Source organism: Halobacillus sp. K22 (assembly GCF_052246795.1).
Classification (GTDB): domain Bacteria; phylum Bacillota; class Bacilli; order Bacillales; family Halobacillaceae; genus Halobacillus.
Window position 1 is genome coordinate 50329 of sequence record NZ_JBQQCN010000007.1, and the last position, 14999, is coordinate 65327.

General features: G+C 41.2%; 16 protein-coding genes. 12 read left to right on the forward strand and 4 right to left on the reverse strand.

Going from position 1 to position 14999, the window contains the following annotated elements; genetic code table 11:
- Positions 1–15 precede the first annotated feature (15 nt).
- On the forward strand, positions 16–1611 hold the full coding sequence (locus tag ACTWPM_RS07235; RefSeq protein ID WP_443132394.1) for an amidohydrolase: 1596 nt from the start codon (positions 16–18) through the stop codon (positions 1609–1611).
- Between the two features lie 50 nt (positions 1612–1661).
- Here ACTWPM_RS07235 and ACTWPM_RS07240 read toward each other — a convergent pair whose 3' ends face one another.
- Complete coding sequence (locus tag ACTWPM_RS07240) at positions 1662–2465, reverse strand: NAD kinase (RefSeq protein WP_443132395.1); 804 nt, start codon at positions 2463–2465, stop codon at positions 1662–1664.
- 236 nt (positions 2466–2701) lie between these two features.
- Here ACTWPM_RS07240 and ACTWPM_RS07245 point away from each other — a divergent pair, with 236 nt between their 5' ends.
- The 4 genes from ACTWPM_RS07245 (at position 2702) to ACTWPM_RS07260 (ending at position 6464) form a co-directional block, all read left to right on the forward strand.
- Entirely contained in the window at positions 2702–3694 is a 993-nt protein-coding gene (locus ACTWPM_RS07245; RefSeq protein ID WP_443132396.1) for a class I SAM-dependent methyltransferase, read from the forward strand.
- 122 nt (positions 3695–3816) lie between these two features.
- On the forward strand, positions 3817–5007 hold the full coding sequence (locus ACTWPM_RS07250; protein ID WP_443132397.1) for an acetate kinase: 1191 nt from the start codon (positions 3817–3819) through the stop codon (positions 5005–5007).
- Between the two features lie 108 nt (positions 5008–5115).
- Entirely contained in the window at positions 5116–5946 is an 831-nt protein-coding gene (locus ACTWPM_RS07255; RefSeq protein WP_443132398.1) for an EcsC family protein, read from the forward strand.
- Complete coding sequence (locus ACTWPM_RS07260) at positions 5946–6464, forward strand: MogA/MoaB family molybdenum cofactor biosynthesis protein (RefSeq protein WP_443132399.1); 519 nt, start codon at positions 5946–5948, stop codon at positions 6462–6464. Before ACTWPM_RS07255 ends, ACTWPM_RS07260 begins: the two co-directional genes overlap by 1 nt.
- A gap of 30 nt (positions 6465–6494) precedes the next feature.
- On the opposite strand, the gene ACTWPM_RS07265 is transcribed toward ACTWPM_RS07260, so the two are convergent.
- Positions 6495–6953 carry a universal stress protein gene (locus ACTWPM_RS07265; protein WP_443132400.1) on the reverse strand — a complete coding sequence of 153 codons (459 nt, stop codon included), beginning with the start codon at positions 6951–6953 and terminating at the stop codon, positions 6495–6497.
- Between the two features lie 116 nt (positions 6954–7069).
- On the opposite strand from ACTWPM_RS07265, the gene ACTWPM_RS07270 reads away from it, so the two are divergent.
- Positions 7070–7192: a hypothetical protein gene (locus ACTWPM_RS07270; RefSeq protein WP_443132401.1), complete on the forward strand. Its 123-nt coding sequence runs from the start codon at positions 7070–7072 to the stop codon at positions 7190–7192.
- A gap of 62 nt (positions 7193–7254) precedes the next feature.
- Here the strand turns inward: ACTWPM_RS07270 and ACTWPM_RS07275 are convergent, their stop codons facing one another.
- A complete protein-coding gene (locus ACTWPM_RS07275; protein WP_443132402.1) occupies positions 7255–8574 on the reverse strand; it encodes a purine-cytosine permease family protein in 1320 nt (439 codons plus the stop codon).
- 108 nt (positions 8575–8682) lie between these two features.
- On the opposite strand from ACTWPM_RS07275, the gene ACTWPM_RS07280 reads away from it, so the two are divergent.
- Together ACTWPM_RS07280 and ald are read left to right on the forward strand one after the other, a co-directional pair.
- On the forward strand, positions 8683–9441 hold the full coding sequence (locus ACTWPM_RS07280) for an SDR family oxidoreductase (protein ID WP_443132403.1): 759 nt from the start codon (positions 8683–8685) through the stop codon (positions 9439–9441).
- Positions 9442–9599: 158 nt separating this feature from the next.
- A complete protein-coding gene (gene ald, locus ACTWPM_RS07285; protein WP_443132404.1) occupies positions 9600–10718 on the forward strand; it encodes an alanine dehydrogenase in 1119 nt (372 codons plus the stop codon).
- Positions 10719–11391: 673 nt separating this feature from the next.
- On the opposite strand, the gene ACTWPM_RS07290 is transcribed toward ald, so the two are convergent.
- Positions 11392–12363 carry a bile acid:sodium symporter family protein gene (locus tag ACTWPM_RS07290; protein ID WP_443132405.1) on the reverse strand — a complete coding sequence of 324 codons (972 nt, stop codon included), beginning with the start codon at positions 12361–12363 and terminating at the stop codon, positions 11392–11394.
- A 238-nt stretch (positions 12364–12601) separates the two neighbouring features.
- Here ACTWPM_RS07290 and ACTWPM_RS07295 point away from each other — a divergent pair, with 238 nt between their 5' ends.
- The 4 genes from ACTWPM_RS07295 (at position 12602) to ACTWPM_RS07310 (ending at position 14962) form a co-directional block, all read left to right on the forward strand.
- Positions 12602–13114 carry a DUF4178 domain-containing protein gene (locus ACTWPM_RS07295; RefSeq protein ID WP_443132406.1) on the forward strand — a complete coding sequence of 171 codons (513 nt, stop codon included), beginning with the start codon at positions 12602–12604 and terminating at the stop codon, positions 13112–13114.
- Between the two features lie 17 nt (positions 13115–13131).
- Positions 13132–13803 (forward strand): PspA/IM30 family protein, encoded by a 672-nt coding sequence (locus tag ACTWPM_RS07300; protein ID WP_443132407.1) that lies wholly within the window; start codon positions 13132–13134, stop codon positions 13801–13803.
- 74 nt (positions 13804–13877) lie between these two features.
- A complete protein-coding gene (locus tag ACTWPM_RS07305) occupies positions 13878–14552 on the forward strand; it encodes a DUF4247 domain-containing protein (RefSeq protein ID WP_443132408.1) in 675 nt (224 codons plus the stop codon).
- Positions 14553–14566: 14 nt separating this feature from the next.
- Positions 14567–14962, forward strand: a complete 396-nt coding sequence (locus ACTWPM_RS07310) for a DUF350 domain-containing protein (protein ID WP_443132409.1) — start codon at positions 14567–14569, stop codon at positions 14960–14962.
- The last annotated feature ends 37 nt before the right edge of the window (positions 14963–14999 follow it).

The window sequence follows — 14999 nt, forward strand, 5'->3', positions numbered from 1 at the left end:
AGATAAATGGAGAGGATGATAGATGTGAAACTATGGTACGGTGGCAAAATCTATACGATGGAAGAAGAAGGCGTTTGGGTAGAAGCAGTTGTTACAAATAATGGAAAAATAAAGGATGTTGGGAATACTCAAGATCTATATAAAACATATAAGAATGAGATTTTAGAAGAACATGATCTAAAAGGCGCGGTTATGTATCCAGGATTCACAGACAGTCACCTTCATATTATAGGACATGGAGAACGTTTGATGCGCTTGGATTTAACATTCATGAAGTCAGCTGAAGAAGTGAAGCAAGCATTGAAACTGCATGCCGAACAGTTAGATCCGGGAGAATGGATTATTGGTGATGGGTGGAATGAAAATCAGTGGGAAAATAAACGGATCATACATAAAGACGAGCTTGATGAAATATCTTCCCACCATCCGATGATGCTTACAAGGGTATGCAGGCATGCAGTACTAGCCAACTCCAAAGCTATGCAGCTTGCAGGGATTGATAATGATACTCCTGATCCTCAGGGCGGCGTGATTGTGAGAGATAATGAAGGGGACGCTACGGGATACTTTCATGAACAGGCTCAGGATATTATAAAAAAAGCGATGCCAGAGGTAACTAAAGAATATTTGAGAAGAGCTACGGAATTGGCAGTGAAAGATATGCACAAATACGGTCTCGTTGGGGGGCATAGTGAAGATTTGAATTATTATGGGGGGTTTAAAAAAACCTTCGATGCCTATACTGATGTGATTAATGGTTCGACGCTGAAGTTCAGGGCTCATTTACTTGTTCATCATGGAGTAATTGAACAAATGGACGAAGAATCTCTGGGCTATAAAAAGGGAACAGACTTTGTGGAGCTTGGGGCACTAAAAATCTTCTCAGATGGCGCTCTTGGAGGGAGAACAGCCTGGCTCTCGGAAGCTTATTCAGATGACCCAGGAAGTTTTGGGGTGCCTATCCATACCCAGGAGCAACTCACTTCATTAGTTAAAAAGGCACGAGAACGTATGATGCCTATAGCTGTCCATGCGATTGGAGATCGAGCAGTAGAGGCGGTGATTCAAGCCATTGAAGCGGCTCCGCTTCATACAGGAGAAAGAGACCGAATCATTCACGCTCAGATTTTGAGACCAGATTTAATTCAGAAACTGAAAAATATGAATGTTGTACTAGACATACAGCCAACCTTTGTAGCTTCTGATTTCCCCTGGGTGATGGAACGTATAGGGAATGTAAGACTTAAAAATTCTTATTCCTGGAAGACACTGATCGATGCGGGGATTATGTGTGCAGGTGGATCTGATGCCCCTATTGAAGAAATTAATCCTCTTTTGGGCATTCGTGCTGCGGTAGATCGAAGAGCCACTTACGATCATATGGTATATCAAGCAGAAGAAAAGCTTTCGGTCTTTGAAGCTATATCCTTATATACGAAGGGGAGCGCCTTGGCCATTGCAAGAGAAGATTCACAAGGAGTCATCCAGTCGGGATATGTCGCAGATTTTACTATACTTGATCGAGATCTTTTTGCGCTAAAGCCCCATGAATTGGCCGATGCTAATGTAACGATGACAGTAATAGATGAGGATATCGTCTATCAACGTTAAAAAAACCCGGAGCGGTAAGATCCCGCTCCGGGTTTTTTTAATTTGATTTCCTAGAGGAAGGTGCGCTTCACACGATCCCAATAAGAGTTATTTTTCAACTTAACGGTTTTAACCACTTGGTCACTTAAGCAAACTGTAACATCATGGATGTTACGAATTGAAAATGCTTCATTATCCATGCCAATGATAGGGTAATCATTTCCATCCTGTCTTACATGCAGTTTTAATGTACGTTCACCGCTCAAAATAAAAGATGATCCCAAAGTTCTAAAGCGATTGTTATTTAAGGAAGCTAGTTCGCTGACTTGGAAACATGGTAATTTTGGATCTACTACAGCCCCTTTAGTAGACTTATTATAGCCGGTACTTCCAGTAGGAGTAGCCACGATAAGCCCATCGCCCCTGAATGTTTCAAAGAGAAGATCATCAATATAGACATCTATGTCAATGGACTTAATTAATGTGGAACGCACACTGCATTCATTTAAACAGTAGAAAGTGGATTCATTATTGACAGTCGCTTCAATAATTGGAAACCTGCGTACCTCCACTTCGGCGTTTTCCATTGCTTCAACCATTTCATCGTGATTATCTATACTAAAGTCGCAATAAAGCCCTGCTTCGTTTTGACTTCTTATACCAACATAGAGGCAGTCTTGTCTGAATCCAGTGTTCCGAACAGCCTGCAAGAATGTTCCATCTCCACCGACAGCTATAATAATATTTGCATTTTTTGAATCTTCCACTACAGTAAAGTCTTTATCTCTTGCTAACTGATAGAGTGGTTCGAGTTTCTCATCCAGTTCCTGATTTGGGTGATAATAAAAGTATAGGTTTCTACGTTGTTCAGCCATAAAACTTCCTCCTTATGTATTCTTTAACGTCATTTTATCATTATAATGCTCTTCCCGCACACAATTTTCAAACTAATCGGTAAAGTAGCGGATTGTTGAAACCCGCTCCATTATTCGATATGGTGGGGATAGAATTTAATTCGGAACAATGATCACAGTCAATCGGGCGCATTTCTGGTTCAGGTAAATGCGTCACTTTCTTGTGATAACCAGGCAGGCTGAAAAGGAGAATGAAGATGAAGCAAGAACAGGTAGAAACACTATTTCAGTGGGTAGATGAAACAGCTGATACGATTTCTCAAGATATGAATGTTACCTATTTGGAAGCCATTGCTGAAACCTTAGAAGTTTTGTTCAATGGACAGCCTTTTAAAGATATGGGTAAAGAACTTCAAACCAAGCTCACCAATGAGCTAACGAAGATAAATAAGGATAACTTTGAAAAAGAAGAAATCCGAAAATCCGTGCAGCTTGCTATCTTAAAAGGTATGAAAGGTGCAACTCAGCAGCAGCATTTAATCACTCCTGATTCTGTTGCAATGTTTATGGGTTATTTGGCTTCCAAACTCTTTGATAATGAAGAAAACTTGAAACTTTTTGATCCTGCTTCAGGCTCAGGGAATTTAATTACGTCCGTGATGAACCAGCTTGAAATGCCGCTAACAGCTTACGCAAGTGAGGTCGATCCAACACTCATACAGTTAGCCGTAACCAATGCGAACCTACAAAAGAACCATATAGAATTTTTCCACCAGGATAGTTTACAGCCATTTCTGATGGAACCTGTCGATTTTGTTCTGGCTGATCTTCCTGTAGGTTATTATCCAGATGATGTGCAGGCTTCCCGTTATCAATTAAAAGCTGAAGAGGGTCATTCCTATGCGCATCACTTGTTTATTGAACAAGGATTGAATTATACAAAAGAGGGCGGCTATTTAATGTTTATCGTCCCGAACTTTTTATTTGAAAGTGACCAATCGAGAGAACTGAATGCATTCTTAAGGGAAAATGCGCATATTGTCGGAATGCTCCAGCTTTCCGATTCGCTATTCAAAAATGAAAAACATGGAAAAAGCATTCTGATCCTTCAAAAGAAAGGTGCAGAAACGAAGCCGCCAAAACAGGCGCTGCTTGTAAAGCTTCCATCCTTTAAAAATCCGAATGCTATGGGTGACATACTCGGTCAAATGAATCAATGGTTTGATGAATATAAAACTGCACAATTGTGAGAAAATAGCGAATATAAGAAGTAAACGTTAACATATTCTTTCTACCTTGAAAATGAGGGTAACGGGTGGTTAAATGGTAGTGGTAGAAACATACGAACCTAATTGTAAGGGGATGAGCAACGTTGAGTAATAAAATTCTTGCTATAAATGCAGGCAGTTCATCACTAAAATTTCAATTGATCGACATGCCTGAAGAAACTGTAATTACTAAAGGATTAGTTGAGCGTATCGGACTAGATGATGCGGTATTTACTATTGAAGTGAATGATGATAAAGATAAGACAGTTACTGACATTCCGGATCACGGAGAAGCGGTTAGGATTCTCCTTGATAAATTGACATCTAATGGCGTAATAGAGTCTTTAGATGAAATTAACGGCGTTGGACACCGTGTAGTTCACGGCGGAGAACGTTTCAGTGAATCTGTTCTTATAACAGATCAGGTTATTAATGAAATTGAAGAAGTGTCAGATCTTGCCCCGTTGCATAACCCGGCAAACCTGACTGGAATTCGCGCGTTCCGTGAGGTGCTTCCGGAAGTACCGCACGTGGCAGTATTTGATACAGCCTTTCACCAGTCCATGCCGGAACAATCTTATCTTTACAGCCTCCCTTATGAATATTACGAGGAGTATGGAATCCGTAAATACGGATTCCACGGTACATCTCATAAATATGTATCGGAGCGTGCTGCAGAGATGATGGGACGCCCGGTGGAGCAGCTGCGGCTATTGTCCTGCCACTTAGGTAATGGCGCAAGTATTGCAGCCATCGAAGGCGGTAAATCTATTGACACTTCTATGGGCTTTACACCACTTGCAGGTGTTACGATGGGTACCAGGTCCGGAAATATCGACCCAGCTCTCATTCCATTCATTATGGAGAAGACCGGAAAAACGGCTAATGAAGTTATGAATGTATTGAATAAAGAAAGTGGTATGCTGGCTCTTTCCGGCTTCTCAAGTGACCTTCGTGACATTGAACTTCAGGCGAATGAAGGCGATGAGCGTGCAGAACTTGCTCTTGAGGTCTTCGCTGCACGAATTCACAAGTATATTGGTTCCTATGCCGCACGTATGCATGGAATCGACGGCATTATTTTCACAGCTGGCGTTGGTGAAAATAGTTACACGATACGCGAACGCGTTCTGAAAGGTTTAGAATTTATGGGCGTTTACTGGGATCCATCTCTAAATCGGATTCGCGGAAAAGAAGCTTTTGTTAACTATCCTCATTCTCCGGTAAAAGTTATGGTTATTCCAACGAATGAAGAAGTTATGATTGCGCGTGACACTGTAGAAAAAGGACTATAAGCATTTAAAAGCAATGGCGTCTGCATTAATCAGGCAGCCATTGCTTTTTTTTGAACATTCAGGCTACAATAATAAGAAGAGTGAACCGTGGGGGAGTGAGTGTTGTTCATGACTTATGAACGGATAGCTAAAGATGTGGATAGTTGGCTTGAGCAGTATCGTGGTTACCAGCCCAACGATTTTGAAATGATGTATGATGATTGGATCCGCCAAAGTTTTTATAATTTGGATCCGGACGTAAAGGAAAAGTTTTTTTCAAAATTGGATGCCTGGTTTTTTCATACGCACGCTTTTTTGCAGGGCACTTCATTTCAAAATGAAGCAAGACAACGAATACTAGCTGTCGGAAGGGTTTTTACAGAAGAGATTGAGAACATTACGGATATGAAGAGGCTGCTTAGTATAGATCAGCTAAGTTACATAGCTCAACAGCAAATTGCCAGAGGCCGGTTGTATTCTTTTGCTCAAGGCGGGCTGACCGGCACCGGAGGGTGGCTGTTACTCGGACTTGACTATCCCTTAATGATGGTAATGAATATTCGTGCTGTGCAGTTGATTGGTTTAACTTTCGGCCATGAAATGAATCACCCTTATGAAATGATGATCTCTTTAAAAGTTTTTCACGCGGCTACGCTGCCAAAACGACTTCAAAACCATGCCTGGAATGAGTTAGTGGATGAGGTGAATCGTAACGAACACCCTTATGTATTTGAAGGGAATGATCAGCTAACGAATGAATCATGGCTTGAACAGCCGATTAAACAATGTTTTAAATCTATGTTCATCTTGATGTTTCGTAAGAAAATTTTTCAGGGGCTGCCTTTTATAAGTATAGCGATAGGGGCTTATTCTAATTATCATTTAACTAGACAGGTGACTGATTTTGCCATGAAGTTTTATCAATACCGTTACCTGTTAGACCTTAAGGAGAGAGAGTAATGACGCATGTAGAACATAAGAGAGAAGCTCCTTCATCCGTAAAATGTATGGTTCTTACCGTAAGTGATACAAGAAATACGGATACGGACAAGAGTGGAAAGATTATTATTGAAAAACTTACCGAAGAATCCGGGCATAGTGTTAATGAATATAAGATTGTGAAGGATGACCAAAAGGGAATAACTGAGGCTGTGACACAAGGAATTGCTGACCCTGATATAGATGTAGTGCTCTTAAACGGGGGTACAGGTATTGCAGAACGGGATGTTACGATTGAAGCCGTCCAAACCTTGATTACAAAAGAGCTCCCTGGATTCGGTGAACTATTCCGGATGCTGAGCTATAACGAGGATATAGGTTCAGCTGCTCTTTTATCTCGTGCAACAGCGGGGATTAGTGAAAAAACTGCTATTTTTTCAATGCCAGGATCAAGCGGTGCGGTAAAACTTGCGATGGACCGTCTAATTCTGCCGGAGGTTTCCCATGTTGTGCGCGAAATTAATAAAGGCCCAAAATAACTCCCCATCAGCACTGATGGGGAGTTATTTTTATTCTTCTACAACTGCCTTTTCAGGACGTACGACTAGGACATCACAAGTAGCATAGCGGGTAATATGCTCGGAAACACTTCCAATGAAAAAACGTTCCATGGCATTTAGGCCGGTAGCCCCACATATGATAAGGTCTGCGTTATGTTTTGGAGCCACATCTTTAGCAATTTTAATTTTTGGGGAACCATACTCAACAACTACTTCTACGTTGGTAACGCCGGCTTTCTCCGCTTTAGACTTATAATCATTCAATAAATCCGTCGCGTATTTCTCCGCACGAATGGCTAAAGAACGGTCATAAGCCTCTACCGTAGCAAAAGCTCGAGTGTCTACTACATGTGCTAGAACCAGCTTAGCATCATTTCGATTAGCAATATCAATCGCCTTTTTGAAAGCACCCTCTGCTGTTTCTGAACCATCCACTGCCACAACAATATCCTTGTATTCAAATGTCATTATGAATGCCCCCTTCCTATTTCTCACCTTTATTATATCATGTTCTATTTTAGTTTAGACTTATAATTCAAGCATAAATAGGGGAGTTTTGTGAACATTAAGACAGAGGTGAGAAAATGAAGAAACCAGAAAATCCGTTAGAACGAGAACAAAAGTTAGAAAGAGAAATGACCGCGCCACTGAATGAAAGTTATCAGTCCGTGAAAAAAAATGAGCCCAAGGAAAAATCCAATCAATAATGAGAATAATCCCATCTCCGCTTAAGCAGGAGTGGGATTATTGTGTTATTGCCTCATTTTTTCTAGCCCCATGTTTTATGCTTCATAAACCATGGATAGGTAACCATTAGTATAGTAAATGTGAGGAATCCAGGCGACCAATTGTCCGGAAAACTGAAATAAATGATACTGCCAAGGATTATAAAAATCAAAGCGTATGGGTTAATGCTAGATGTTTTAGTTAGTTGCTCAATAGCTTTCTCATTTAAATACAGACGTTTAACAATTAGATAATCGCCTGAAATAACCGCAGAAATCGGTATAATCAATCCTCCGAGTAATGAAATGTAAGACTCAGCTTCATTAACGAGAGAAGGAAACCCACTTAATAAGACACCAAGAAATCCAAACACGACCGCGCTTTGAACGCGAGTCAGGCGGCTGAAGGTATTCAGTAAACTATATCCTCCTGTATAGGCGTTACTAATGTTAATTGAAATCATGGAAACTACTGCGGTTAACGTAATTATGCCAATAATAAGGGGGGATTCTGTTTGACCGCTTGAAGATACATAAGGGTTAATATCATGAAATAAATAAGCGGAGGAACACCCGATTAAGGCTGTAATGAAGAAGCCGATGCCGTTTCCTATGAGTAATCCCCAGAAGCCGTGCGCCGGGGTTTTTGCATAGCGTGTCATATCGGCTGAAGCACTTACCCCAGAAACATACTGTACAAAAGCTAAGCTCGCATAGAAAAACATACTGGTTAAAGAACCTTGGATAGGCTCCAGTTGGAATGTGAACCATGCGGTGTCCCCTTGATTTGTAGTAAAGTATATATATAAAATCGTGAATTCTCCCAGTAAAAGAAAAGGAAGAAAATAAGTAGTGGCTTTTTTAACAGCATCAAAACCTATTATAGCTAGCATAACCATGAGAATAGATAAAGGAATGGAGAATAGTAAAAAAGGTACCTCTTGGCCTGTCATTCGAATAAAAAGCTGCTGAATGACATATGTACCACCTATAGTCTGTACGCTGAACCAATAAAGGGAGGTTATACTTCGTATTGGTGAAGAAAGAAAACGGGCTCCCTGCACTCCGAGAATTGTGCGTATTGCGTACTGGGCAGGGATTCCTAAACGCGATCCAGGTAAAGACAAGTAAGACACGAATAAAAAACCTAAAATTGCGCCGATACATGTAGTAAGGACTCCGTTCCAAAAGGATAGACCGCCTTCTAACACTGCCAATGCAGGAACCAGGAAGTTTCCAGCATTGGCAGCTACGGCAATTTGAATAAATGCAAAGCGATACCATGAAGTGTTTTGTCTTTTTTTGGGCACCGCTTCTAAGCCGATCGTTTCAATTAACTCTTTACGTGAGGCAGTTGCCTTCATAACTTCCACGTCCCCTCTGCCGCATTTATTGTACATAAGGCAGAAGGTCTTGTAAATATATAGTATTGAAGCAAAGGGCAAACTGAAGTTCCATGGGAGGAATGGACAATGAGGCATGCAATTATAACAGCTGGATCTAAAGGTTTAGGCAGGAAAGTTACTGAGCAGTTCCTTAAGAAAGGGGTGTCAGTAACTATCACGTATTTAAATGATAAAAAATCAGCCATGAAGTTGTTTGAGGATTTCCCTGAAAAGAAAGAAAGGATCCATATTATGAAAGCGGATGTGACAGATTTACGTGATTTACACTCTTTAGTTCAAGAAACGATTCACAGGTTTGGGCGAATAGATTATTTGATCAATAATGCGGGACCTTATATATTTGAGCGGAAAAAGTTGATGGATTATTCTACGGAAGAGTGGAACGCTATGATGAAAGGAAATCTTGACGCCGTTTTCCATTTAATGAAGCTGACAGTACCTCATATGAGGGAGCAGCATTTTGGGAGAATCATCAATTACGGTTTTCAAGGTGCCGGCTCGGCTTCAGGCTGGATTTATCGGTCAGCATTTGCTGCTGCAAAAGTCGGTCTTGTATCTCTCACTAAAACAATTGCTTACGAAGAAGCTGAGTATGGCATTACTTCTAATATGGTCTGCCCTGGGGATATTGTAGGCGAGTGGAAGGAGTCAACAATCGAGAATGGTCGAAAATCAAAGGATGATTATACTCCGATTGGACGGCCGGGAACCGGAGAAGATATAGCCCGTACTATTGATTTCTTATGCCATGAAGACTCGGATATGATAACAGGAACGATTTATGAGGTTACGGGTGGTGTCGATGTGATAAACAGGTACAGGTAAAAAGATTGAATATTCCGTTATTTGTAAAAAGGTCCCCATTTGAGTTTTGCTTTGTTACAATGAAAGGGCTTACAAAATAATTATCTACTTTCTATGGAATAAACATGTTATAGTGGAAATCGACAAATAGAGAGAATGGAATAGGAGGTTGAACGGCCTTGAAAATTGGAGTGCCAAGAGAGATAAAAAATAATGAAAATAGAGTAGCAATGACACCTGCAGGAGTTGTAACATTGACCAATGCAGGACATGAAGTTTTTGTAGAAACTAATGCGGGGACTGGGTCCAGTTTTACTGATGCTCAGTACAAGGAAGCTGGAGCTATTATTGTATCGTCTGCTAAGGAAGCATGGAATCAGCAAATGGTGATGAAGGTTAAAGAACCCCTTCCTGAGGAGTATGAATATTTCTTTGATGGTCTTATCTTATTTACTTACCTGCATCTAGCACCTGAGCCTGAACTTACGAAAGCCTTAGTCAGGAAAAACGTAATAGCGATTGCCTATGAAACTGTGCAGGCTCCCAATGGATCTCTGCCGCTTCTTACCCCTATGAGTGAGGTGGCTGGCAGAATGGCCTCTCAAATTGGAGCGCAATTTCTAGAAAGTTCTCATGGTGGTAAAGGAATTCTTCTCGGTGGAATTCCTGGCGTACGCAGAGGCCGGGTAACAGTTATTGGAGGCGGTGTTGTAGGCACCAATGCGGCTAAGATTGCCATGGGTCTTGGGGCAGATGTAACAATTATTGACCTTAACCCGGAAAGATTAAGGCAATTGGACGACATTTTTGGATCAGACATCAACACTCTCATGTCGAATCCTTTAAACCTTCAGGAATCATTGGCAGAGTCGGATCTGGTAATTGGAGCGGTGCTTATACCGGGAGCCAAGGCTCCGAAACTAGTTACAGAAGATATGGTTAAATCGATGAAAGAAGGATCCGTTATTGTAGATGTAGCTATTGATCAGGGTGGTATCTTTGAAACAACGGATCGAATCACCACTCATGATAACCCTACTTACGAAAGGCATGGTGTTCTCCACTATGCAGTTGCCAACATGCCTGGGGCGGTTCCGAGAACCTCTACGATTGGACTGACGAATGTAACCGTTCCTTATGCCCTACAGTTAGCCAACAAAGGTTACAAAAAAGCATGTCAGGAGAATGAATCTCTCTTTAAAGGAATAAATACACTTGAAGGTTACGTCACTTATCGTGCCGTGGCTGAAGCTCAGGGACTTGAATACGCAGACGCGAAAGATTTAATTCATCAGTAAGACCAATTAAAAAGAAGCGAAGGGAGACTGTTCCCTTCGCTTCTTCTATTATGGACGTGTTAAATCATAGTTTTGTGTCAAAGATAAGCTCCCTATTGTGTAAGACTCCGTTTCGAGATATTGGTCTTGAGGAAGGTCCTTCGGGGGACGATTTCGCTTTCCGCGGGCATGTGGTAAGCTTCCTCAGGCTTCGCCTTCCGGGATCTTACCGATCATGTTCATCCCGCAGGAGTCTACATCGTCCCCCTTCGGACCTTGCGATATAGAGAGCTCGAAATCATGTTTAAAAATCCCCGATTTATGATGGAGATAAACTTATAATAATGAGCAAGTACGTGTGGAAAATTCCCTCTATACAAGTATTTGAGTCGAAACAAGCACTCCTCTATTTCCTATAGAAAGGCCCGTTCACTCTTCAATCATAGGGTGGCGAAGGAAACAAGGAGACTCCCGCGGGAGAAGGAGCTAGGCGAGACCCCACAGGGAGTGACAGCGACCGAGGAGGCTTGCCAGTTCCCCCGCAGGAAAGCGAGTTGTTTCCGTAGCCGCCCTCCTCGTTTTTTTTTTGGCAACGGGCCAGAGTTATCTCGAAATCGAGTCTTCAAGTATCCGGCCCTTTTGTTTAATAACCTGCTTATGGTAAGTCGCAACGTTATTTAATAGAACTTCCGCTTTAAGAGGCTGAATGAATGGTTTTTGTTTCTTCGCTCTCCTGATTCCTCTCTTTTTGTTTTCGAAATAAAGTGGCGATAATCGGACCTGATATATTATGCCATACGCTGAAAATCGCACTTGGAACAGCAGCAAGCGGGCTGAAGTGAACGGCTGCCAGGGATGCACCGAGTCCAGAATTTTGCATACCTACTTCTATGGAAACCGCTCGTTGTTTAGCTGGTTCCATGTTGAAGATTTTACCGAGCCCATACCCTGTTAAATATCCTAGAGCATTGTGAAGGACCACGATGGCAAAAATCACTGCCCCTGTTTCAGCGATTTGAGTTTGGTTGACACTTACAACGGCCGCTACAATAGCTACTATCGCGATCACAGATACGAGAGGAAGAGCTTTCACTCCTGCATCAACTTTTTGCCCGAGTAAGGCTTTCACCCCGAGCCCCAGAAGAATAGGGAGGAGTACTACTTGAACAATAGAAAGAAATAAATCTCCAGCTGACACCGGCAGCCATTGACTTGCAAATAGCCAGACGAGAAAAGGTGTAAATAATGGTGCCAGAAGAGTAGACACCGCTGTAATGGACACAGAAAGAGCTGTGTCCCCTTTAGATAAATAGGTCATCACGTTTGAAGAAGTTCCTCCTGGACAGCACCCTACAAGAATTACTCCAACGGCTACTTCCGTAGATACTGGTAGAATTGTGACAAGGAAGAAAGCAAGCAATGGCATCAGTGTAAATTGAGCTCCTACCCCTATCGCCACATCCTTTGGTCTTTTAAAAACCTCTTGAAAGTCGCTCCTGGACAAAGTAAGTCCCATGCCGAACATAATAATTCCCAGCAAAGGCACAATATAGGGAGCGATCCATGAGAATCCTGATGGAATAAAAAATGATAATACCGCAAATAGTAACACCCAAATTGCAAAGGTTTTTCCTACAAAGTTACTCACTTGCTCTAAAACCTTCATTTATTTCCACTCCTTAATAAATAATTTGAATTTTGATTATACGCTACATTTTCAATTTTCAAAGATATGATGAAGGGAAAAAAAAGAAAAAATATTTATGTAGAAAAACGCGAAACAGGCATTTAGATACAAAGTCTGATACGATGATAATAGAAAACTTTTTAAAAAGTGAAACCAAAGATGAAGGAAGCACGTAGATAAAAGTACACAGGGTCTTAGTGAAAGGTGAGGTGAGTATTTGGGATTCTTTTCAAGATTGTTTTCCAACCAAAAGAAACAAGCTCCTGAAGTAGAAGAAAGAACCGTGTTGAATATTCAGATAGGAGATATTCTCACATACGATCTTGTCGATTATGAGGTAGTGGGTAAGATCACCTACCGGGACGGGTCGTATGAGTGGTTTGCTTACCAGCTGCTGGAAGGTCAATCTACCAAATGGCTATCTGCTGAAATGGATGATGAGCTTGAGCTTGGAATTTACGAAACGATTAAGCTCCCGGTTTCCACCCCTTATCCAAAAGAACTTCAATATGATGGTAAATCCTATTATAAGGATGAAGAAGGTGAAGCACGGGTTACAGGGGAAGGCAGAAGTAAAAATATTAATGGCCGCACCACCCATTATGCAGATTATCTTTCAGAAGATGAAAAGAGTTATCTCAGTCTGGAAGCATGGGGTAGTGAAGTAGAAGTTAGTTATGGTCATGATATTGAAGCTTATGAGATTAAAATAATTGCTGGTTCCAAATAATGAAGGAGGAATTGTAAATGTTTAAATTTTTCAAACGTGTTAAGACAGTAGTAGGTTCAGAGTTGAACTCAATGCTTGATAAAGCAGAAGACCCTGTGAAAATGCTGGACCAATTTATGAGAGATATGGAAAACGACATCCGCGAAGCTGAAAGTGCGGTTGCTAAACAAATTGCCAATGAGAAAATGCTGAAGCGTAAATATGATGATGCTCAAGCAATTGTTGATAAACGTATGCAACAGGCTGAGCAAGCCATTGAAGCAGGAAATGAAGATTTAGCCCGCCGTGCACTTGAAGATAAAAAGAATCATCAGGATCAGGCAGATCAACTAAAAGCTTCGTGGGAGCGTGCCCAAACTGATTCCAGTAATCTTCGCCAAAAATTGGACGAAATGAAGAAAGAATATCAGGAAATGAAACTGAAAAAAGATTCACTAAAAGCACGTGCTGAATCTGCGAAGACTCGTACGAAGATGAATCGTACAATGTCCAATATTGGCGGGGATGAGTCGCGTCAAGGCTTTGAACGTATGGAAGAGAAGGTCATGCAGCATGAAGCAGAAGCTGAAACTAGCGAAGATATGTCTTCTGAAAGCCGATCTCTGGATGACGAGTTCGAAGATTTGAATAATAATGACAGCGTGGATAACGAACTGGCAGAATTAAAGAAGAAGATGAATAAAGAATAACCAGTATGCAAATGATACTCCGTGCCTGACAATGAGTCAGGCACGGATATTTTCAAAAGAGGGGAGGAGCTGCATTGAGAGAATATGGAGGCATATTTGTCGTCGGTATTATTGCTATTGTTCTTTTATTTAATGTGTTTGGGAATGGCAATCCACTGAGAGGAATATCAGGGTCAAATATAGAAGATACATATGGAGAACTGCCCAGTGAGCCTGATCGATCTGAAATTTTAAATACAATAAAAGAGTCGGAGGCCGGTTCAATCGAAGAATTGATTCAACAGAGCTTTCCTTTATTAGACACCATCCGATCTGATGAGGGAACTACCTCCCGCATTTATATGACAAGAGTATTGACGGTTTCAGAAGTAGCTGATGCTTTAGCCAGTGCTATAACACCAGAAGAAATCAGTGAAAGGCAGGAGGATAGACAAGCGCTCGTTTATCCGGACGACTTTGTAATTATTCAGGAAAGTGAAGAAGAACCAGAAGTTGTCACTATTGAACTAGCTTCTGATGAGTTTGTTAGAAATCACTATTCGCCAGGATTTTTTAATGGAATGTTTACGGCTATCCTGTTAAATCGAATGCTAGGTTCGAACGATTGGTATGATCGGAGAAGCAATACATGCAGGCAATCTGGCAATTGCTATGGCGGGTATGGGATGTACGGGAATTATAATACAGGCACTTCAGGATCTCTTCGTGGGTCTTCAACCCGTGGTGGAGGACCAGGTACAGGAAAATAAAGGAGGTAAACAGCATGGGACCATTTTTAGCTACATTAGGATACTTTGTGATTGCTGTAGTGGTGGTATTAATTGGACTATTAGTATTTGAGTGGTTAACACGACAGTATAAGGATTGGGATGAGGTAAAAAAGGGCAATCAGGCTATAGCCATGTCCATTTCAGGGAAAATTATTGGCATATGTATTGTTCTCTCATTCGCTATCTATCACAGCTTAACAGTTTGGGATACATTAATTTGGGGGGCTTACGGAGTCCTTCTTCAAATGATCGCTTATCTATTATTTGAAATGTTCACTCGTAAATTTTCCGTTGAAACACAACTTAAAGCTAACAATACGGCAGTAGGAATTATTTCGATGGGTGTTTCCATAGGCCTTGCTTTTGTAATTGGAGCCTCTATTACATAGAGAACAATGGATATCTTAGAAAGCCACTATGAGTAAC